The 18970-nt window shown below is 74.0% G+C and carries 22 protein-coding genes and 1 pseudogene; 13 read left to right on the top strand and 10 right to left on the bottom strand.

The genetic code is table 11. The features are described from left to right. Positions 1–47 precede the first annotated feature (47 nt). Positions 48–806 carry a class I SAM-dependent methyltransferase gene (locus ABZS77_RS15485; protein WP_354822910.1) on the top strand — a complete coding sequence of 253 codons (759 nt, stop codon included), beginning with the start codon at positions 48–50 and terminating at the stop codon, positions 804–806. A 13-nt stretch (positions 807–819) separates the two neighbouring features. Here the strand turns inward: ABZS77_RS15485 and ABZS77_RS15480 are convergent, their stop codons facing one another. After that, positions 820–1770 carry a DUF3500 domain-containing protein gene (locus tag ABZS77_RS15480; protein WP_354822908.1) on the bottom strand — a complete coding sequence of 317 codons (951 nt, stop codon included), beginning with the start codon at positions 1768–1770 and terminating at the stop codon, positions 820–822. Between the two features lie 32 nt (positions 1771–1802). Next, positions 1803–2195, bottom strand: a complete 393-nt coding sequence (locus tag ABZS77_RS15475; protein WP_354822906.1) for an ankyrin repeat domain-containing protein — start codon at positions 2193–2195, stop codon at positions 1803–1805. A 65-nt stretch (positions 2196–2260) separates the two neighbouring features. On the opposite strand from ABZS77_RS15475, the gene ABZS77_RS15470 reads away from it, so the two are divergent. The 10 genes from ABZS77_RS15470 to ABZS77_RS15425 all read left to right on the top strand — a co-directional run bounded on the left by ABZS77_RS15470 (position 2261) and on the right by ABZS77_RS15425 (position 8099). After that, positions 2261–2638, top strand: a complete 378-nt coding sequence (locus ABZS77_RS15470) for a signal peptidase I (RefSeq protein WP_354822904.1) — start codon at positions 2261–2263, stop codon at positions 2636–2638. Between the two features lie 106 nt (positions 2639–2744). Beyond that, a complete protein-coding gene (locus ABZS77_RS15465) occupies positions 2745–3200 on the top strand; it encodes a cysteine dioxygenase family protein (protein WP_354822902.1) in 456 nt (151 codons plus the stop codon). Positions 3201–3247: 47 nt separating this feature from the next. Beyond that, complete coding sequence (locus tag ABZS77_RS15460; RefSeq protein WP_354822900.1) at positions 3248–3736, top strand: rhodanese-like domain-containing protein; 489 nt, start codon at positions 3248–3250, stop codon at positions 3734–3736. A gap of 51 nt (positions 3737–3787) precedes the next feature. Beyond that, positions 3788–4330 (top strand): winged helix-turn-helix domain-containing protein, encoded by a 543-nt coding sequence (locus tag ABZS77_RS15455; RefSeq protein WP_354822898.1) that lies wholly within the window; start codon positions 3788–3790, stop codon positions 4328–4330. Positions 4331–4590: 260 nt separating this feature from the next. Next, positions 4591–5196: a winged helix-turn-helix domain-containing protein gene (locus tag ABZS77_RS15450; RefSeq protein WP_354822896.1), complete on the top strand. Its 606-nt coding sequence runs from the start codon at positions 4591–4593 to the stop codon at positions 5194–5196. A 41-nt stretch (positions 5197–5237) separates the two neighbouring features. Next, positions 5238–5885, top strand: coding sequence for a uridine kinase (locus tag ABZS77_RS15445; protein ID WP_354822894.1), 648 nt, complete (start codon positions 5238–5240; stop codon positions 5883–5885). A gap of 164 nt (positions 5886–6049) precedes the next feature. Further along, positions 6050–6448, top strand: coding sequence for a TraR/DksA C4-type zinc finger protein (locus tag ABZS77_RS15440; RefSeq protein ID WP_354822892.1), 399 nt, complete (start codon positions 6050–6052; stop codon positions 6446–6448). Between the two features lie 48 nt (positions 6449–6496). Beyond that, complete coding sequence (locus ABZS77_RS15435; RefSeq protein ID WP_354822890.1) at positions 6497–7369, top strand: DUF72 domain-containing protein; 873 nt, start codon at positions 6497–6499, stop codon at positions 7367–7369. Positions 7370–7492: 123 nt separating this feature from the next. Further along, positions 7493–7678 carry a hypothetical protein gene (locus tag ABZS77_RS15430; RefSeq protein ID WP_354822888.1) on the top strand — a complete coding sequence of 62 codons (186 nt, stop codon included), beginning with the start codon at positions 7493–7495 and terminating at the stop codon, positions 7676–7678. Further along, entirely contained in the window at positions 7671–8099 is a 429-nt protein-coding gene (locus ABZS77_RS15425) for a DUF2267 domain-containing protein (protein ID WP_354822886.1), read from the top strand. Before ABZS77_RS15430 ends, ABZS77_RS15425 begins: the two co-directional genes overlap by 8 nt. A gap of 30 nt (positions 8100–8129) precedes the next feature. On the opposite strand, the gene ABZS77_RS15420 is transcribed toward ABZS77_RS15425, so the two are convergent. Next, a complete protein-coding gene (locus ABZS77_RS15420; protein ID WP_354822884.1) occupies positions 8130–8909 on the bottom strand; it encodes a DUF72 domain-containing protein in 780 nt (259 codons plus the stop codon). Positions 8910–9065: 156 nt separating this feature from the next. Here ABZS77_RS15420 and ABZS77_RS15415 point away from each other — a divergent pair. Beyond that, positions 9066–9302 (top strand): annotated as a pseudogene (locus ABZS77_RS15415) (hypothetical protein); the annotation flags it as partial. Positions 9303–9317: 15 nt separating this feature from the next. Beyond that, positions 9318–10586: a cupin domain-containing protein gene (locus ABZS77_RS15410; protein WP_354822882.1), complete on the top strand. Its 1269-nt coding sequence runs from the start codon at positions 9318–9320 to the stop codon at positions 10584–10586. Here ABZS77_RS15410 and ABZS77_RS15405 read toward each other — a convergent pair whose 3' ends face one another. The 7 genes from ABZS77_RS15405 to ABZS77_RS15375 form a co-directional block, all read right to left on the bottom strand. Further along, entirely contained in the window at positions 10587–11102 is a 516-nt protein-coding gene (locus ABZS77_RS15405; protein WP_354822880.1) for a trypco2 family protein, read from the bottom strand. A gap of 40 nt (positions 11103–11142) precedes the next feature. Continuing rightward, on the bottom strand, positions 11143–13665 hold the full coding sequence (locus ABZS77_RS15400; RefSeq protein WP_354822878.1) for a CHAT domain-containing protein: 2523 nt from the start codon (positions 13663–13665) through the stop codon (positions 11143–11145). A 73-nt stretch (positions 13666–13738) separates the two neighbouring features. Next, positions 13739–14401 carry a hypothetical protein gene (locus ABZS77_RS15395; RefSeq protein WP_354822876.1) on the bottom strand — a complete coding sequence of 221 codons (663 nt, stop codon included), beginning with the start codon at positions 14399–14401 and terminating at the stop codon, positions 13739–13741. Continuing rightward, positions 14398–17073 carry an FtsK/SpoIIIE domain-containing protein gene (locus ABZS77_RS15390; RefSeq protein WP_354822874.1) on the bottom strand — a complete coding sequence of 892 codons (2676 nt, stop codon included), beginning with the start codon at positions 17071–17073 and terminating at the stop codon, positions 14398–14400. Before ABZS77_RS15390 ends, ABZS77_RS15395 begins: the two co-directional genes overlap by 4 nt. Then, on the bottom strand, positions 17066–18085 hold the full coding sequence (locus ABZS77_RS15385) for a hypothetical protein (protein WP_354822872.1): 1020 nt from the start codon (positions 18083–18085) through the stop codon (positions 17066–17068). Before ABZS77_RS15385 ends, ABZS77_RS15390 begins: the two co-directional genes overlap by 8 nt. Before the next feature lie 6 nt (positions 18086–18091). After that, positions 18092–18352 (bottom strand): hypothetical protein, encoded by a 261-nt coding sequence (locus tag ABZS77_RS15380; RefSeq protein WP_354822870.1) that lies wholly within the window; start codon positions 18350–18352, stop codon positions 18092–18094. A gap of 152 nt (positions 18353–18504) precedes the next feature. Further along, positions 18505–18885 (bottom strand): hypothetical protein, encoded by a 381-nt coding sequence (locus ABZS77_RS15375; protein WP_354822868.1) that lies wholly within the window; start codon positions 18883–18885, stop codon positions 18505–18507. Positions 18886–18970 lie beyond the last annotated feature (85 nt).

The raw sequence follows: 18970 nt of genomic DNA, 5'->3' as shown, positions 1-18970 counted from the left end.
GGCAATTGGGTTGCCGCCGGCGGGGACGGCCGGCGAGGCTGACCGCCATGAACACCGAGCGGGAAGCCGACGAGTTGATCGCGGAGGCGGCCGCCGCGCCGGTCGACGGCTGGGGCTTCGACTGGTTGGCCGGTCGGGCCACCGAGGAACGTCCACCGTGGGGGTACGCCCGGCTGGTCGCCGACGCGATGGCGCAGGCGCACGCGGCGTTGGACGTGGACACCGGCGGCGGCGAGGTGCTGGCCGAGGTTCCCCGCCCGCCGAGGCTGCTGGCGGCCACCGAGGGCTGGCCACCAAACGTCGAGGTCGCCCGGCGCACCCTGCGGCGCGTCGGCGCCACGGTCGTGGCCGTCGACCCGGACGCGCCTCTGCCGTTCCGGGACGCCTCCTTCGACCTCGTGGTGAGCCGGCACCCGGTGCGCACGGACTGGGCGCAGACCGTGCGGGTGCTGCGCCCCGGTGGGCGGTTCCTGTCGCAGCAGATCGGCGCGGGCACGATGCGGGAGCTGAGCGAGGCGATCCTCGGCCCGTTGCCGCCGCCGTCGCAGCGACACCCCGAGCAGGCGGTGGCCGACGCCGAGGCCGCCGGGCTGCGCGTGGTCGACCTGCGCCGCGCCTCGCTGCGGGCGGTCTTCTCCGACATCGGCGCGGTGGTCTGGTTCCTGCGCAAGGTGATCTGGACGGTGCCCGACTTCACAGTGGACCGTTACCGCCCCCAACTGCACGCCCTGCACCACCGGATCGTCACTCGCGGTCCGTTCGAGGCCCGGTCCACCCGCTTCCTCATCGACGCCGTCCGCCCCTGACTCCGGCGGGCGTTCAGTGGGGATGGGACCGGTGGTGGTCCGCCAGGACGTCGGCGCCGAAGTCGCTGGCGGGGCGGCGCAGGACGGTGTGCGCGTGGTTGCCGTCCTCGGCGGTGTTGTCGTACTCGATCAACAGGTCGTCGCCCTGGACCCGGTAGTAGTGGCGCTGCCCGGGGCGGGTCGGCCCGGCCCAGGCGAAGTGCAGCTCGCCGCCGTCGAGACGCCGCGCCTCGCGGATGGCCAGCTCCGGCGGTAGCCGGTCCAGGTAGAGCGCGACCACCTGGTCCAGCAGCGCGCGGGCGGTCGGTCCCAGCCGGTCGGCCGGCACGCCGAGCGGCTCCAGTGGGGTGTCGACGTGGGCGCGGGTGGCGCTGATGATGTCCGCCGGGGCCTCGTCGGCGACGATCGCGGCGGATCGTCCGGCCGGGTCGAGCGCGTCGAGCAGGGCGCGGGCGAGGTCTTCTTCCACGCCGAGCGGCCGGGAGACCGGGCGGCCGGCGTACCGGACCGCCGCCGGGTTGGCACCGAGGAAGATCGGCGCGGGGGAGACCTGGTCGTCCACGACGGTCATGGTCACCGACAGGTGGTGCCCCTCCAGCCGCCACGACCAGCGGTCGTCGCGTGCCGGATCGCCGAAGACGGCGACCCAGTAGTCGCCGCTGTGCCGCCCGCGACGCCAGCCCTCGGCGCGGTCGAGGACCTCCTCCAGCGCGATGATCGCCATCGCCTGCGCGTACGCGGACGGGCTGAGCGCCGTGGCGAGCAGCCGGTGTGCGGCCTTGCGCCCGACGACGTCCAGCTCGGCGAGGCTGACGCCGGGTCTGGGCCGGGGCCGGTACTCCAGCCAGCGTCGGGCGGACTCGTCGTCGAACGGGTGCGTGGCCTGGTCACGGGCCGCCGGGTCGAGCGCGGCCAGCAGTGCCGTGCCGGCGGCGCGCATCTGCTCGGGCAGGGGATCTTCCACCGACCCTGTATACCTGTCGGCCGGGGTCGACGTCAGCCGGCGCGCAGCAGTTCGGTCATCTCCGGCAGGTCGAAGAACTCGGCGGTCTCCACCGCGGAGGGGGTGCCGTGCGCCGGGTCGGCTCCGGCCGCGAGCAGCGCGCGGACGGCGTCGGTGCTGCTGCGGAAGACGGCGGCGGCCAGCGCCGTCTGGCCCCGGTCGTTCACCCGGGTGTGGTCGGCGCCGCGGCTGAGCAGGGCGGCCACCGTGTCCGGGTGGGAGTGGTACGCGGCCAGGATCAGCAGCGTGTCGCCCTTGTCGTTGGTGAGGTTGACCGGCAGGCCGGCGTCGATCTGCGCGGACAGATCCTCGGTGGAGCCCGAGCGGGCCAGGTCGAACATCCGGTGCGCGAACGCCAGCGTGGCGGCGTCGAGGTCCTCGGTCACCGCTCCAGGTTAGGCCCTGCGGCCCTGATACGTTGCTCGGCCGGTGCGTGGGGGAGAGGGTTCCGATGGGTGAGACGGTGTACGTGGGCAACGCGGGTGTCGACGGCGCCACCAACGCCGGCTGGCTGCTCGGCCACTTCGCGCCGCCCGGGGAGGTGCGGCACAGCACCGACGTCGAGGTGAAGTGGGGCGTGCACCCGCCCGGGCAGGCCCGGTCGCGGTGGGCGACGGGGGAGCGGCGTACCACTCTGCTCGTACTCGTCCAGGGGTGTTTCCGGGTGGAGTTGCCGGACCGGACCGTGCGGTTGGCCGAGCCGGGCGACTACGTGGTGTGGGGCCGCGGGGTGGACCACTCGTGGTACGCGGAGCGCGCGTCGGTGGTGCTGACCGTGCGGTGGCCGTCGGTGCCCGGCTACCGGGTGGACCCTCCGGTGCTGCGCTGAGGTCGACGGGTGGAGCGTCCCACCAGTCGGTATTACCTACTAAACCTATAGGGTTTACCGGCTAGAGTACGGGAGCACCCCACCGAACGACCTCACGAGGACCGCCATGATCCACCACAGTCCGGAACGTGACCTGCTCGCCGTCGCCGCCCGGTGGGCCGACCCGACCGAATGGCCGGTGCCGCTGCGGTACGACGCCGCCGAACGCTGGTACGCGCGGCTCGCCGCCGACGACGACCACGAGGTGTGGGCGCTGAGCTGGCTGCCCGGGCAGGGCACCGACCTGCACGACCACGGTGGCTCGGCAGGGGCGTTCCGGGTCGTCGCCGGCGCCCTCACCGAGGAGACCGTCGCCGCCGGACGGCTGCGCCCACGGCTGCTGCCCGCGGGCGTCGGCCGTCGCTTCGGCGCCCGCCACGTCCACCAGGTGACCAACCGGGGCACGACGCCTGCGGTCAGCGTGCACGTCTACCGGCCGGCGCTGCGCCGGATGACCCGTTACCACCTCGTCGACGGGCGCCTGCGGGTCGCCGAGGTCGCCGAGGCCGGACGCTCCTGGTGACCGCCGCCCAGTCCCGAACCGACCCCCCACACCGGAAGGAACCGATGATGCAGACGACCGCCGAGCACTGTCCGGCCCCCGTACCACCGCCGGGCTCCCGGGGCATCGACCAGATCCTGGCCGCCGCCCGCGCCCGGCTCGACCGGCTCGACCCGGAACGCGCGCACCTGGCGTACCGGTCCGGAGCGCTGCTGGTCGACATCCGGCCGGCCGCCCAGCGGGCCGCCCACGGCGTGGTGCCGGGCTCGCTGACCATCGAGCGCAACGTGCTGGAGTGGCGCTTCGACCCGCGCTGCCCGGCCCGGCTGCCCGAAGCGGTCGACTACGACGTGCCGGTGGTGATCCTCTGCCAGGAGGGCTACACCTCGTCTCTGGCCGCCGCCGCGTTGCAGGACATCGGCCTGCACCGCGCCACCGACGTGGTCGGCGGGTTCGCCGCCTGGCGGATCGCCGGCCTGCCGGCTCTCGGCCCGACCCCGCTGCACCGCCCGTTCCCCCTCGCGTCCCCGGTCACCGCCGGCTCGGCGCGCCGCTGACCGCCACGCCGCACCGGTCGTGGCGGTCGTACCGCCATCTCAGGAGGCATCATGTCCGTCGTCGCCATTCCCACCCGCCCCCACCACCCGGCGGCCCGCGCGGCCCGCCCGCGCACCGGCCCGACCCTGACCATCACCCTCGACCTCGCGGCCGGACCGCTGACCCCCCGGCTGGCCCGCCTGGTGCAGCTCATCGGGGAGCTCGCCGAGTCCGGGGAGGGCCAGCTCCGCGCCGTCGAGGACGTGCCCCGGCCGCGTACGGCCCCGAGCCCCCCCGAGCCGGCCGCCGACGCGGACCACGTGCGCATCCTGGCCGGCTCGCGGATGGTCCTGCGGGGTGACCAGGTCATCGCGCTGACCCGCATCGAGTACGAGCTGCTGCTGTTCCTGGCCGAGCGTCCCCGACGGGTCTTCACCCGCCTGCAACTGCTGTCGAGCGTGTGGGGCTACGAGCACGCGGTGGCCCGGACGGTGGACGTGCACGTCCGGCGGCTGCGCGCCAAGTTGGACGGCGCCGAGGTGGTCACCACCGTCTACGGGGTCGGTTACCGGTTGGCCGACGAGGCGCGGATCAGCGTGGACCACGCCCGCTGACCACCGGCCGGGTGGCGGCCCGGACGTGACGTGACCGGCCCCGGTGAACCGGGCGGGGACCCCCGTAACGGGGCATCTCGGAGGCTCTGCTGTAATCATCTGGCTTCGTACGCAGAGCGAGCACCCGGCTCCGATGTGTTCGTCAATTGTCACATTCATGCAACGCAGCCGCCTCTTGACCCTCGCCCGGACGCCGGGAAGCATCGATGAAGCGGCGTCCCGGGCCGTGGGGAGATACCCGGACAAGCCCAAGGAGGACCATGTCGGTCAGCCCCGCCTCGTCGCGCGCCGGATGGCATACGTCCCAACCCGCGGTGCCCGGTCGACCCCCCGGCGGTCAGCGCCGCCCGGCGAACACGGCCGCGCCGATGCTCACCGTGACGCTGTCCATCCCCCTGGCCTGCGAGGAGTCGCTGACCCCGCCGGCACGTCGACTGCTCGAGGCGGCCCGCGAGATGCTGGAGCGGGGCGAGGCCGTCATCACCGGTACGGTGCCGGTCGAGCGCCGCCCCGACAGCGTGCCGGCCAACCGGACGCCGGCGCGGGCGCTCAGCCCGACCATTCCCGCCCTGCACATCCTCGCCTCGTCCCGTTCGGTGCTGCGCGACGACGAGCCGCTGCCGCTGACCCGCCTCGAGTTCGACCTGCTGCTGCACCTGGTCGCCCACCCCCGGCGGGTGTTCACCCGGCTGCAACTGCTCAACGCCGTCTGGGGGTACGAGCACGCCGGTGTCCGTACCGTCGACGTGCACGTACGCCGGCTGCGCGGCAAGGTGGGCGTGGACGTCCCCCTGGTCACCACCGTCTACGGCGTGGGCTACCGGCTGGCCGACGACGCCCGGGTCACCATCGACCGCACCGGCTGACCGCCGCCACCGCCGCACCCGACGCGGGGCAGGATGGTCCGGTGCGCATCCGTCCCATCTCGCCCGAGTTGCTCGTCGCCGAGCTGACCGCCCGCCTCGTCGACGCCGCCGCCACCGCCGAGCCGGCCCGGCTGCGGGTCGCGGTGGACGGCGCCCCCGCCGCCGGCCCGGACGACCTGGCCGCCGCGCTCGTCGACCCGTTGCGCGCCCGCGGCCGCCCGGTGCTGCACGTGCGCACCACCGACTTCCTGCGGCCCGCCTCGCTGCGCTTCGAACTCGGCCGGACCAACCCGGACGCCTACTACGAGAGCTGGGTGGACGAGGCCGGACTGCGCCGCGAGGTCCTCGACCCGGCCGGCCCCGGCGGCACCGGCAAACTGCTGCCCACCCTGTGGGACACCGACGCCGACCGGGCCAGCCGCGCCCGCTACGTCGACGTACCGCCCGGCGGTGTGGTCCTCGTCAGCGGTGCGCTGCTGCTCGGCGCCGGTCTCCCCTTCGACGTCACCGTCCACCTGGCGCTGTCGCCCGCCGCGCTGCGCCGCCGCACCGAGGTCGCCGGGCACTGGAGCCTGCCCGCCTTCGACAGGTACGCCGCGGAGGTCGACCCGGCCAGCTTCGCCGACGTGGTCGTACGCGCCGACGACCCCCGCCACCCTGCCCTCGTGGAGCCCGACACCAGCGCCTGACGGTCGCCGAAAAATGCCCGGTTTGATCGACTCGTCCGGCGGGTACTCGCCCGGCTCACAGAGCGCGGGTGACCGCCCGCGTACCGGATGCGACCGTGACCGGGGCTCCGCGCCGCCGGCACCCGGTGCACCTTGAGCCACTGGCCCAGGAAAGGCAGGCAGCGATGCTCGTCCACGACACGGTCGGTACGGGCCGATCCCAGACGGAGATCGACCAGATCCGGCTCTCCCTGCAGGCCCGCTACGACGAGCTGACCGCCGAGTACGAGCAGGCCGTCCTGCAGAGCCAGGTGCTGCGGCTGGTGGAGGTCGGCGACACGGCCGGCGACGACCAGGCCGACAGCGGCACCAAGACCGCCGAACGGGACACCGCGCAGTCCCTCCTGCGCACCATCCTGGACCGGCGCGCCCAGTACGAGCACGCCCTGGGCCGGCTCGCCGAGGGCACCTACGGCTGGTGCGAGGGCTGCTCGGCGGCGATCCCGGTGGAGCGTCTGGAGATCTTCCCGGCCGCCACCACCTGCGTGACGTGCAAGCAGACCCGCGAGCGGCGGGCCGCCTGAGCGAGGCCAGCGGTTGCCGGTCGGTCCGCGACACGATGGACTCCACCCATGGGTGACATCCTCGTGGGCACCGCGTCCTGGACCGACCGCACACTGCTGGACTCGGGCTGGTATCCGCAGACCGCGGACGACCCGGAGGAGAGGCTGGCCTACTACGCCCGGCAGTTCCCGCTGGTCGAGGTGGACGCCACCTACTACTCGCCGCCCGCCGAGGCGACCGCCCGGCTGTGGGCCGACCGCACCCCGGACGGCTTCACCTTCAACATCAAGGCGTTCAGCCTGCTGACCGGGCATCCCACCCGCGTCAGCGCCCTCTACAAGGACCTGCGGCCCGACACCGAGAAGAAGAACGTCTACCCCGACGACCTGCCGGCGCAGTCGTACGAGGAGGTGTGGACGCGCTTCCTGTCCGCGCTGGACCCGCTCGTCGAGGCGGGCAAGCTGGGCGCGGTGCTGTTCCAGTTCCCGCCCTGGTTCACCATCAAGCGGGCCAACAAGCAGTACCTGCTGGAGGTGGCGAAGCGCTGCGCGCCACTGCGGCCGGTCTACGAGTTCCGGCACGCCTCCTGGTTCGACGGCGACAACGCCGACGAGACCCTGGCGTTCCTGCGCGAGCACCGCCTCCCGTACGTCTGTGTGGACATGCCGCAGGGCCACCGCTCGTCGGTGCCGCCGGTGCTGGCCGCCACGGCGGACCTCGCGGTGGTGCGCTTCCACGGCCACAGCGACAAGTGGACGAGCAGGGACATCCACGAGAAGTTCGGCTACCACTACTCCAAACGGGAGCTGGCCGACTGGGCGCCGAAGCTGCGCGAGCTGGCCGGCGACGCCGAGCGGACCCACGTGCTCATGAACAACTGCTACCGGGACTACGCGCAGACGAACGCGAAGACCCTCGCCGGGCTCCTCGACGCCGACTGACCTCCGGTCGCCGACTCACCTCATCGAGGTGAGGCCGACTCACCCGTCCCGCCGGCAGGGTGGACACGGTGCGTGCGGACACCCCGGGTGGCGCACGCCGGAGACGACACGGAGGTGACGGGGATGACGGTTCGAGTGGTGACGGATCGACGGCGCGGTGCCGTCCTGCACGTGGTCGGCACGGCCGACGACTCCCGGCGCGCGCCGCAGCGCAGCCCGGTGCGGGCCCGCCGTGGCCCGGTGGGGCCGCCACGCCGCGACGACGACCGGCGGTGGGAGACCACGGAACGGAGGTCGACCGATGGCTGACACCATGATCTCGGCGTTCGAGTCCTCGCTGGACAAGACGAATCTGATCCTCAAGGACATCGAGGCCGCCTACGGCTGGCCGAAGGATCGGCGCAACCAGTCGTACGCGGCCCTGCGCACGGTGCTGCACCTGCTGCGTGACCGGTTGCCGGTGAACGAGAGCGTGGAGTTCGCCCAGCAGTTGCCGGTGCTGGTCCGGGGAATCTACTTCGACGGGTGGAACCCGTCGGACGTGCCGATCAAGCTCAACCGCGACGACTTCCTCTACGAGGTTCGCCAGGGCTTCCCGTACGACGTCGACGGCGGTGCGGAGCGCGTGACGCAGGTGGTGCTGGACACCCTGCGCCGGCACGTCACCCAGGGTGAGTGGCAGGACGTGAAGGACACCATGCCCAAGGATCTCGCCATGTTCCTCCCGTGAGCCGTGGGCGCGCGGGACACCTCGGGCGGGTCATCCGTCCGAGGTGTCCGCCTCGGCGGCCGACGGCACCCGGGACACCGCGCGCCCGGCCCGCCGGGCCAGCGCGGCGAAGGTGACGGCGTCGGTGACGGCGGCTCCGCCGGGGTCGTTGTTGAAGAAGACGTACGCCGGCTCGTCCGCGCCGAAGGCGTCGGTGAGTCGGCCCACCCAGGAGCCGAGGGCGGTACGCCCGTAGTGCGGCCACGGCCGGGCCCGCCCCTCGTGCAGGCGCAGGTACCCGAAGTCGGTGGTACGCCAGCGCGGGGCGACCGGCCGACCGAGCCGGTCCGCCCAGACCAGCGCCGCCCCGCGGCGCTCCAGCACCGCCCGGGTGGCGGCGGTCCACCAGGATGGGTGCCGAGGTTCCACCGCGACGCGTACGTCGGCCGGGAACAGCCGCAGCGTCGCGTCGAGCGCGTCGACGTCCGCCCGCAGGTTGGGTGGCAGTTGCAGCAGCACCGGCCCGAGCCGGTCACCGAGCGCGGTGGCCCGGCCGAGGAACCGGGCCACCGGTTCGGCCGGCTCCCGCAGCCGCTTGATGTGCGTCAGGTAGCGGCTCATCTTCACGGCCACGCAGAAGTCCGCCGGGGTCCGTGCCCGCCAGGCGGCGAAGGTGTCCCGCTCCGGCAGCCGGTAGAACGCGTTGTTGACCTCGACGGTGGCGAACCGGTCCGCGAAGTGTTCCAACCACAGCCGCTGCGGCAGCGTCTGCGGGTAGAAGCGGCCCCGCCAGTCCCGGTACTGCCAGCCGGACGTACCCACCAGAATCACCCCACCATCCTGGCATCGTCCCCGCCGTGGGTGAACCGCCCGTGTCGCCCCGGTTCGGCGTCTACGGTGAGGGTTAGAGAAGATCGCGCGTGGGGTACCACCCGCAGCACGACGGACCCCGACGTACGGCGGGGCGGCACACCCGAGGGAGTACCGATGGCACTCAACGACGATGACATGCAGACCACGGGCGGCGGCGGCCTGGAGGGCCCGGCCGACGGCGGTGCGACCCCGGGTCACCAGGACGGTGGCGCTGACGGTGGCGCGGAGGGTCCGGCCGATGGTGGCGCGACCCCGGGTCACCAGGACGGTGGCGCTGACGGTGGCGCGGAGGGTCCGGCCGACGGTGGCGCGACCCCCGGCCAGCAGGACGGCGGCGCCGACGGCAGCGCCCGGTAACGGTCCGTCATGACGCACCTCGACCCGCCGGGCGGCCACGGCCGCCCGGCGGTTCCGTCCGCCGCCGCGGCGCTGGCCCGCTGTGTGTCGGTCGAGCCGGCCAAGTTCGCCGCCGCGCACTGGGGACACACCCCGCTGCTGTCCCGCGCCGCCGAGCTGCCCGACCCGGCCGGCTTCACCGACCTGTTCAGCCCCGACGACGCCGACGAACTGCTGAGCCGACGCGGTCTGCGTACCCCGTTCCTGCGCGTCGCCAAGGACGGCCAGCTCGTGCCGGCGGCCCGCTGGACCGGCGGCGGCGGCGCTGGCGCGGAGATCGGCGACCAGGTGCTCGACGAACGGGTCCTGGAGCAGTACGCGGCCGGCGCCACCCTCGTTCTCCAGGGGCTGCACCGGATCTGGCCCCCGCTCGTCGACTTCGCCCGCGACCTGGGCCTCGCCCTCAACCAGCCCCTGCAGATCAACGCCTACCTGACGCCCGCCGGCAGCCAGGGCTTCGCCACCCACTACGACACCCACGACGTGTTCGTGCTCCAGGTCGACGGCCGCAAGCACTGGCGGATCCACCCCCCGGTGCTGCCCGATCCGCTGGAGAAGCAGCCGTGGGGTGGCCGCGCCGACGAGGTGTCGGCCACCGCGCAGGGCCCCGCCGCGCTGGACGTGGTGCTCGCCCCCGGCGACGCGCTCTACCTGCCCCGTGGCTGGCTGCACAGCGCCCAGGCGCAGGACGCCAGCTCGCTGCACCTGACCGTGGGCGTGCGCGCCCTCACCAGGTACGCCCTGGTCGAGGAGCTGCTCGCCCTCGCCGCCGAGGACCAGCGGCTACGTGCGAGCCTGCCGTTCGGCACCGACGTCGCCGACCCCGACGCCATCGAACCGGAGCTGACCGAGACGGTGGAAGCCCTGCGGGACTGGCTGCTGCGCGCCGACCCGGCCGCCGTCGCCGCCCGACTGCGTCAGCGTGCCTGGCCGGCCGCCCGCCCGGCGCCGATCCGGCCGCTCGCCCAGGCCGGCGCGCTGGCCGCGCTGGACGCCGACTCCCGGCTCACCCTGCGCCCGGGCCTGCGTTGGCAGCTCGTGCCGCACGGGCCGGACACGGTGGCGTTGCGGCTGTTCGACCGCACCATCACCCTGCCCGACTCCTGCGAGGAAGCGGTCCGGGCCGTGCTCAGCGGCGCGGTCACCCGCGTCGGGGACCTGCCCGGCCTGCCCGACGACGCCGACCGGGTCACCCTGGCCCGCCGCCTGCTGCGCGAGGCCGTCCTGGTCCCGGCATAGCTAGCCGACCGGGGCCGCGATCAGCTCGATCCGGAGGGTGTTCGTGACCTCGTCGGTCAGTTCGCCCTCCGCCCCGAACGAGATCGTGCCCTGGTCGGTGACACCGAAGACGAGTTCAACCGCGCCGGCCTTGAGCACCAGCGGATCGTCGCCCCCGGCGCCGGCGGCCACCACCGCGCGGATCGTGGTGATGGCGTCCACGAGGGTCGCCTCGACCGCGCTGTGCCGCAGCTCGTGCCGTTCCTGGAGATCCTCGGCGACGAGCGTGATGTCGATGGTGTGGGTCCTCTGGTGGGACTGACTGCCGCCCACCGTGACCTTCCAGCCGATAACCGGCACCCGGAGATCCAGGCCGCCCCCGTGTTTCGTGGTGACGACCGCGCTCAGGATCAGCTGGACCTCGCTGACCCGCAGGTCCCGTCCGGCGTCGGTCGTCGAGATGCCGGCCTGCTGCACCGCGTTCTTCACGGCACACACCAACTCGTCGACCGGCACGCTGCCGTCGCTCACGTACATGCCCCGCCCCTGCCCTTCTGCGCGATTGAGTGCCGACCGCTCAGACGGCGGCGGTGGCGAACGGGTCGCCGTAGATGGTGTAGGCCAGCCAGGTCGGGTCGAGCAGGTCGTCCTGCTGGTCGGTCCGCGCGGCGAGGGCCGCAGCGCCGAGCGTGGCGCCCGCGGCGAGGGACCTGTAGAACGCGGTCGCGAAGCGGACCGAGCTCTCCGAGCGCACCGCCCACAGTGTGCCGACGAACGCGCCCGCGCCGGACGACATGAACTGCTGCGCCCAACCGAGCATCCTGGTGTACGTCGGTGCCACGCCCGCGCTGCGGCAGGCGTTGATGAACACCAGCGGGCCGGCGTCCGCCAGCACCTTGCGGATGCTGGCCTCGGCGAGCAGGGCCGGCTTGAAGCGTCCGCCGTCCATGTCGATGAACGAGCCGTCCGACGAGAACGTGTTGTGGCAGGCGAAGTGGGTGGCGCCCAGCGCCCCGGAGTTGATCAGAGCGAGGAGTTCGTCCGCTCTGGTGATCGGTTCGCCGTCGCCCGCCCCGAGGATCGCCCGGATCGCGGCGACCTCCTCACGCGCCCCGGTGGGTGCCCTCGTCGGCACCACGAAGTGAGGGTTGCGCAGGCCGATCGTCGACGTCCGGCGCTGCCCGTACGTGCGACGCACGACCGGGACCCGCTCCACGAGAAAGCCGTCGTCACGCTCGGCGCTCAGGGGATACAGCAGCTCCCACGGCACCACGTCGTAGTCGGTGGCGATCGTGAACGCGCGCATGTCCGAGCCGACCTCCCAGAACTGGTCCCGGACGTCGGCTGGCACCAGCTCCGACCACAGTTGGATGCCGGCGGAGCGGATGATCGCGCGGGTCATCGCCGGGCTGTCGCGCGAACCGCCACCGGCCACCTGCTGAAGCTCCCGGATCGCGTTCTCGACGGCGGCGTTCGGGCTGTTCGTGACCGACTCGACGACCGGAGTGAACATCTTCGCGTGGGAGCGCACCTGGAAGGTGTAGCGGCTGCCATCGAACCGCACCTCCATCGTCACCTCACCCAGCCGTGCCTCCGGGTCGGCCATCGACGCGGTCCTCTCCGGCCCGTCGCGGAACGGCCCATCGTCCGCCACTGACACCTCGACGGACACCTCGGCGAGGAACGTGCCGCCGGCCCAGGCGGTCACGTCGATGCGATGCCGTCCGGCGGTACCAGCCCCGAACCCGAACCGGATCGGCGCCGGGTCCTCGTGCCGCTCGACGAGGACGGTCTGCTGAAGCGGTCCGTCGGCGTGCAGGCCGGGAGGCGCGTGGACGGTTACGGTGACCGGAGTGCCGCCGTCGGCGACGAGGAGACGCGGCATCGGTGCGCTCGCACCGTATCGAGGAGTTGGCCGGCCCTCGGTGACGATCCAGACCTCGACGCTCAACTCCCGGCCCACCGGGACCCGGGCGGGCGCCCGAGCCACCAGCAGTCGCCCTGGTTGCCGGGCGGCATCCGGAGTCGACATGTCCGGGGGTGCAGATGAGACCGGTTGATCCGAGTCGGACGGTGGCGCCGCGCGGGCCGGTTGTTGCCACGCCTCCACAGGCACGGAGCGCGACAGCAGCTCGGGCGTAACGAATTCGAGCAGCGCAAGCCTCCACTCCCGCTTTTCCCGCAGGAATCGGCTGTCCTCGTCCTCCAGACCAAGCCGCGGACGTACGGAGAGCAGGGTGACGCCACCGGGCACGGCGGTCTCGCTGGCGAACAGTCGGTCGACGGCCGCCTCGGCGTACGCTGTCTCGTCGATGCCGAACTGCCTGGTGACCGGCCGGCTCCGGGCCAGCACGACGTCCAGGAGCGGAACCCTGTCGCCCGCGAGCGCGGCACGGACGACCTGCGCCGGGTCGGTGACCCGCAAGCGGACGATGAACGACGCCCTGAAGTGGTACCGGTCGTCCCTGCTGGGCAGCAGGCCCTCGATGAGCACCGTTCGTTCGCTGATGTCGACCTCGTAGCGTGTGGTGAACACGCCGTCGGCCATCGACTGGCCGCTGTCGGCGACAGCCAGTCGCCCTCCGCTGTCCGCATAGACGAACACCGTGCCGGGCCGGGATGCCGAGTGGGGCAGCCGCGCCGGCTCTTCGCCGAGGATCAGCGGGACCGCCGGCCGGACGCCCTCGACGTTCGTCCCGTACGAGGAGGCGAGCCTGTCGACGAGGTCCCCGATGTCCGCCCCGATCGTGCGCGGACCGATGTGCCAGAACTGGTAGTCGGCGAGCGGCCGCAGAGATTCCGGAAGGTCGCTCTCGCGTGCCAGGATGGCATCGCCCACCAGGACGGGAACGACCGGAATCCGCCTTCCCAGGGCGACATTAAGCTGCCGCTGGAGCAGCGGGTCGCGCAGACGCTCTGCGGCGCGCGGCCCCGGTCCGACCACGACGATCAGCGCCGCCGCGTCGAGCAGCTGGCCTCCGAAGCCGCCGGGGAAGTCGTGGATGACGTTGTCGACGCCGAACCGGTCGGTAAGCGCGTCGTCGATCAGACGCCCGGCGATGCTCCCGTCGGTGCTGTAGCTCAGATAGAAGCTGACCATTTCGCGTACCGTAGCGGAGATCGGGAGTTGATTGGTCGCGCCGGCCGTCGGCTATTCGACACCCGACACCGGGTCAGCTTCCGAGGATCAGCAGCAGCGCGGTGGCCACCGCGCCCGCCCCGAGCACCACGGTGATCGGGCGCGGCCCGAGCACGGCGTGCCGGCGGTCGGCGAGCACCCGCGCCGGCACCAGGCCGATCAGTGGCCCGATCAGGGTCACCAGAAGCGCCAGCACCGGCATCCCGACCGCCAGGTCGCCGCCGTACCCGACGCCGAGCGCCCGCGCGCCGGTGCCCAGGGCGTACGCCAGCACCGCGCCCGCCACTCCGCAGAGCGCGAGCAGCGGGTTCACCGAACCGGGCAGCTCGCCGGGCTGTCCCGCCCGGTCGAGCAGGTCCCGGGCACGGGTGAGCAGCAGCACCGGGTCGATCGCCCCGATGCCGTTGGTGGGCGTGGGCGGGCCGCCGAGGCGACGGTCGCCGAGTCGGGCGCGTACCTGCTGCCACAGGTGGGCCACCTCGGCGTCGACGTGTTCCTGCTGCTCCCGTGCCGCGACCAGCTCCTGCTCGGCGGCGCGTACCTCGTCGGTGGCGTCGGCGACGGCCCGGTCGGCTGCCGCGCACTGCCGCTCGTACCAGGTGTGCGCCTCGGTGCGCTGCTCGCGGACCCGGGCGGTCAGCTCGGCCAGTCGCCGTAGCTGCGCCGCGTACGTCTCACTGGTCACCGGTTGGTTCATCGTGACGGTCCATACGGGATGATCACCTGTCCGGTGCGGTGCACCGCCCGGTCGAAGAAGAGCCCCCGCCACGGGCGGGGATACCAGTCCGGGCCGCCGGTGCCCGGGTAGAGCGAGGCGCCCAGCTCGCCGCCGTGCGCGTCGAGGGCCACCCACGCGCCGATCTGGTCGGTACGGGAGGCCGGGCCGCCCAGGTCGGCGCGCATCCGGGCCACGCCCCGCCACCAGGCCAGCACGTGGGTCCGCCGCTCCGGCCCGTCGTGCAGGATCCGGCGCAGCTGCTCCAGGCCGGTACGTCCACCGGCCGGCGCGGCGAGGGTGCCGGTGGCCGCGTCGACCGCGAACAGCAGCAGGTAGTGCGGGCTGTGCGCGCCGCCGAGACCGTCGGCCGTCTCGCCCATCAGCTCACCGAGGGTCTCCTCGTCGTACCAGGCGGCGTCGTCGGCCAGGTCCTCGTAGAGGGCGCGGGCGACCGGGTCGGCGTCGGGGTCGAGGCAGGCGATGGAGAAGCGCGCGGTGCCGGGCGGGTGTTGGCGGGCCAGCGATCGGGCCGCCGCGTCCAGCACGGCGCACGCCTCGTCGACGCGGGTGCCCAGCACCGCGAGGTTGCGTCCGGGGGCGCGGGGGAGCCGCAGGGCCGCCGAGCGGGCCTGCACGTCGATGATCTCGCCGAGCAGGGCCACCGGGTTGCGCGGTGCGTTGCCGTCGGCGGGCGCGGCGAGCGCGCGGTAGTCCGGGGCCTCGGCCAGCCGGGGTACCGCGTCGCCGTCGAAGAGACGCGCCGGCGCGGCGTCGGCCGGGCGCATCCCCCACAGCCGGTGCTGGAGCTGGCTCCACGTCTCCCAGTCGCTTGCCGACGGGATCCGGGCGACCTCGTTGCCCTCCACCATGCCCGACTCGGCGTTGACCACCGCGTGCCAGCGGGGCAGCGACTGCGCGGCGTCGTTGCGTTCGGCGAGGATCCGCAGCGCCTTGGGCAGCGCGATGCGCAGGGCGAACTGGGCGACAAGCGCCGGGCGGCCCCACAGCGCCTCGATACCCCGCACGTCCTGCGATGCGAGTACCAGGTGGATGCCCTGCGACCGCCCTCGGCGGGCCAGGTCCTCCAGCAGGTCGGCAGCCTCCCGGGCGAGCACGTCCCGGCCGGCCAGCAGCATCTGGAACTCGTCGACCACGGCGACGATCCGGGGCCAGTGCCCGGTGGGGTCGACCGCGCGCAGCTCGGCCAGCTTGGTCACCTCGTGCTTCTTGGCCGCGTCGGCGCGGCGGCGCAGCTCCTCGGTGAGGAACCGCAGCAGCGCCAGCCCGAACTCCCGGTCGGTGTTGACGTTGATCCCGACCAGGCGCATGTGCGGCAGCCAGCTCGGGTCGCGCCGGCCCTGCGCGAACCGGGCGAAGGACACCCCCTCCTTGAAGTCGAGCAGGTAGAACTCCAGCTCGGCGGGGGAGTAGCGGGCCGCCAGCGCGCCGATCCAGGCGAAGATCAGGTTGGTCTTGCCGGTGCCGGACGGCCCGCCGATCAGCGCGTGCGGCGGGTAGTCGCCGAGCGTCAGGCGTACCGGGCGGCCCTGCGGCCCCTCGCCGATCGGGGCGGTCAAACCGCTGGCCGAGTCCTCCCGCCACATCTGCTCCGGCGGCGGCAGCAGGTCGGTGAACGGGGTCGGCGGCGGGCCGGCGTTGACCCGGGCGGCGATCTCCCGGCAGGTCTCGGTGACAAGCGTCGCCGGCGGCGGTGGGTCCAGCCGGACCGGCAGCCCGGACGGCCCGCCGATCAGGGCGCCGGACGTCCCGGCCACCACCCGGGTCACCGTCGGGTCGTCCGGCAGCGGGATCCCCCGGACCACCAGGTGCACCCCGCACGCGGCACCGGCGCGTACCACCCGTTCCAGCTGGCCGCGCTCGTGCCGGCTCAGCTCGTCGCCGCCGAGCAGCACCGCCACCCGCCACGGCTCGGGGCGGCGGCCGGTCGCCGAGGCCAGCTCCCGCAGCGAGCCGTGCTCCCCGGCCAGCACCGTCTCGTTGATCCGGCGGATCTGCTCCACCAGGTCGTCGAGCAGCCCGCCGAGGCCACCCGGGCCGACGAAGGTGAGCAGCCCGGCGGTGCCCAGCGGGGCGAAACCGGCCAGGCCTCCGCCCAGGTGCTCGGGGTCGTACCCGATCAGTCGGACCGCCCCGGGGTCGGCGCGGCCGGCGGCGCGCAGCAGCAGCGCGGACACCACCGCGTCGCAGCCGGCGCGGTCGTCACCGGCGAGGTGCACGTGCCCGGCGTCGAGCAGCGGCACCAGCGCCGGCACCGGGTCGACGTCGTCGATGTGGACCGTGCCGATCCGCAGCGACCCCGGCGGCTCGGCCCGGCGGGTGGGCGTGGGTGTCCATCCCGGCCAGTCGGCGCCGGCGCAGCCGGGCGCCTCCCGCAGGGCGGCGTCGGCCGCGTGCCTGGCGAGTTGCGCGATGCGCGTGGAGTGCCGGGCGTCGATCTCGGCGAGCCGGCGGTCGCGTTGGGCGCCCACCCGCTGCGGTACGGCGGCGGCCGCCCGCCGGACCCGGGTCAGCCGCTCCCGCCCGGCGGTCAGGTCGGCCTGGGCGGCCGACAGCCGGGTACGCGTCGCGCCCAGCGCCTCACCGAGGGTCTGCCGGATCCGGGTGGCCAGTTGGCCGCGCCGGTCAGCCATCGGAACCCCGGCGGGTGGGCGCGTCCCGCCACGGGCTGCCCGATCGCGGCGCAAGCCCTCCGGAGCGCTGGGAGCCGTTGCTCGTCGGTCGCCGGCCGTTGCCGCCGGGCCGCTGGTCGGCGCGGGCCGGCGGGGGTGCGGTGTCCGGCCGCTCCGGACCGGCCGGGCGCTGGTCGGCGGACGGTAGGTCACGGCCGAGTCGGGCGAGCAGCAACCCGGTCGCCACGCCGGCGGTGACCGCCGAGTCGGCGGCGTGCGGCGGCTCCCCGGAGGAACGCGGCGGGGGCATCCGGCACACCCGGGTCAGCAGCGTCTCCAGCACCGGTGGCGGCAACCCGGGCAGCAGGTCCCGCACGCGCCCGTCCAGTTCGCCGCGCAGCCGGCCGAGGTCGGCGGCGCGTGGCGGATGCCCGAGCAGCTCACCGGCCAGTTCCCGCAGCAGCGGCGGCGCCAGCGCGGCCATGCCCAGCCCCACGTCGGCCGGTGCCCGGCGCAGTTCGGTACGCAACCGGTCCCGGTCGCCGGCCCGTACGCCCCCGACGACCCGGCGCAGCAGCTCCCGTGAGTCGTCCAGCCGCTCGTCGGGCTCGTCGTCTGCGCCCGAACGCCCGCCGGTCAGCTCCGCCACCCGCACCGACCACCAGCGGCGCATCCGGACCTGCTGGGCCGGTTCCGGGGCCACGCTGGCCGGACCGTCCTGCGGTGGCGTGTCGTGCCGGGGGGCGCGTTGCTCGGGGCGGGGCGGCGGGGCCCCGTCCCCGGCCAGGCCGATCGCGGCCAGGTACGCCGACAGCTGCTCCTGCGCCACCCGCAGCGCGTACCCGGCGCTCTCGGCGTGCTCGGTGGCGGCGGACAGCTCGGGCACCCCCATCGGGTTCGCCGACTCCTGGCGTACCCAGCGCAGCCGCTCGGCGGCCAGGCCGAACTTCTCCAGTGCCTGCCCGAGCAGGGCCAGCGGGAACTCCTCGCTGGCGGCGCGGACCTGCCCACCGACATCCTCGATGATGGACACGGCGGCCTACAGGGTGGAGACGTAGAGCTGCGCCTGCTCCACGGCGACGAGTGTCGCGGCGAGACAGTCCTCCAGCTCCTGGCTGGCCTGGGTCAGCGAAGCCTGGGCCGCCTCGACGGTCTCGTGCCCACTGCCCTCCAGCGCGCCGGCCAGGGTCTGCTGCGCCTCGGTCAGTTTCTCGCCGGCCGCCTGCACGGCTGTCTGCCCGTCCCCGATCTGTTGCAGGGCGACATCGATGGCAGCCTTCAGCTCGGCGACGCTCGCCACGGCGGAACCTCCTGGGGGCGGGGAGATCTCCATTAGAGCCTATCGGCGTCGCGGAAAGAACATCCGCCCTGTCGGTGTTCCTGCCCGCCTGTCCGGAAGGCACCCGGAAGCGCCGGGAGTCCGTTCTGTGGGAGTCCCAGTGCGAGAATTTCTCAACTATCGCGGAGCCAGCGCGGCCCGTACACCTCGGCGCCCAGGGCCGTGACCCGCTCGCGCAGCTCCCGGTCGGCGGTGACCACCAGCCGGCGGCGCCGCGGCGCGCCCGCGACCAGATCGACCACGCTGTCGTCGCCGGAGCCGGGGGCGGAGACCACCCGGACGTCGTCCGTGCCGGGCACGTCCCGCGCGGCCCCCTCGACCACCAGCACCACCTCGACGGGCGCGGGCAGTCGGGCCGGCAGCCCGACGGTCGCCACCGGCGCCAGGGAGTCGCGCAGCCGCGCGGCGGCCCCGGCGCGGTCCCGCCACCACCCGTTCGGGCGGGAGCCCACCACGTTGGCGCCGTCCACGATCAGCAGCGGGGTGTCATCCATGTCGCCAGCCTGCCACCACCCGGGCGGCCCGGGCCGGACCGCCACACCCGAACCGCCCGCGCGCCCCGTGCGGCGTTTGTCGGGC

The sequence above is a fragment of the Micromonospora sp. NPDC005298 genome, from assembly GCF_040607375.1.
GTDB lineage: Bacteria > Actinomycetota > Actinomycetes > Mycobacteriales > Micromonosporaceae > Micromonospora.
Note: the sequence above shows the minus strand (reverse complement) of the source record. Positions and strands in the feature narration are given on the sequence as shown.

Bases quoted from the DNA above. Each gene is read 5' to 3' on its own strand.
- ABZS77_RS15405 (WP_354822880.1), bottom strand. From the start codon at position 11,102: ATGTACGTGAGCGACGGCAGCGTGCCGGTCGACGAGTTGGTGTGTGCC.
- ABZS77_RS15440 (WP_354822892.1), top strand. From the start codon at position 6,050: ATGCTCGTCCACGACACGGTCGGTACGGGCCGATCCCAGACGGAGATC.
- ABZS77_RS15430 (WP_354822888.1), top strand. From the start codon at position 7,493: ATGACGGTTCGAGTGGTGACGGATCGACGGCGCGGTGCCGTCCTGCAC.
- ABZS77_RS15410 (WP_354822882.1), top strand. From the start codon at position 9,318: ATGACGCACCTCGACCCGCCGGGCGGCCACGGCCGCCCGGCGGTTCCG.
- ABZS77_RS15470 (WP_354822904.1), top strand. From the start codon at position 2,261: ATGGGTGAGACGGTGTACGTGGGCAACGCGGGTGTCGACGGCGCCACC.
- ABZS77_RS15375 (WP_354822868.1), bottom strand. From the start codon at position 18,885: ATGGATGACACCCCGCTGCTGATCGTGGACGGCGCCAACGTGGTGGGC.
- ABZS77_RS15460 (WP_354822900.1), top strand. From the start codon at position 3,248: ATGCAGACGACCGCCGAGCACTGTCCGGCCCCCGTACCACCGCCGGGC.
- ABZS77_RS15455 (WP_354822898.1), top strand. From the start codon at position 3,788: ATGTCCGTCGTCGCCATTCCCACCCGCCCCCACCACCCGGCGGCCCGC.
- ABZS77_RS15450 (WP_354822896.1), top strand. From the start codon at position 4,591: ATGTCGGTCAGCCCCGCCTCGTCGCGCGCCGGATGGCATACGTCCCAA.
- ABZS77_RS15390 (WP_354822874.1), bottom strand. From the start codon at position 17,073: ATGGCTGACCGGCGCGGCCAACTGGCCACCCGGATCCGGCAGACCCTC.
- ABZS77_RS15400 (WP_354822878.1), bottom strand. From the start codon at position 13,665: ATGGTCAGCTTCTATCTGAGCTACAGCACCGACGGGAGCATCGCCGGG.
- ABZS77_RS15395 (WP_354822876.1), bottom strand. From the start codon at position 14,401: ATGAACCAACCGGTGACCAGTGAGACGTACGCGGCGCAGCTACGGCGA.
- ABZS77_RS15425 (WP_354822886.1), top strand. From the start codon at position 7,671: ATGGCTGACACCATGATCTCGGCGTTCGAGTCCTCGCTGGACAAGACG.
- ABZS77_RS15435 (WP_354822890.1), top strand. From the start codon at position 6,497: ATGGGTGACATCCTCGTGGGCACCGCGTCCTGGACCGACCGCACACTG.
- ABZS77_RS15485 (WP_354822910.1), top strand. From the start codon at position 48: ATGAACACCGAGCGGGAAGCCGACGAGTTGATCGCGGAGGCGGCCGCC.
- ABZS77_RS15465 (WP_354822902.1), top strand. From the start codon at position 2,745: ATGATCCACCACAGTCCGGAACGTGACCTGCTCGCCGTCGCCGCCCGG.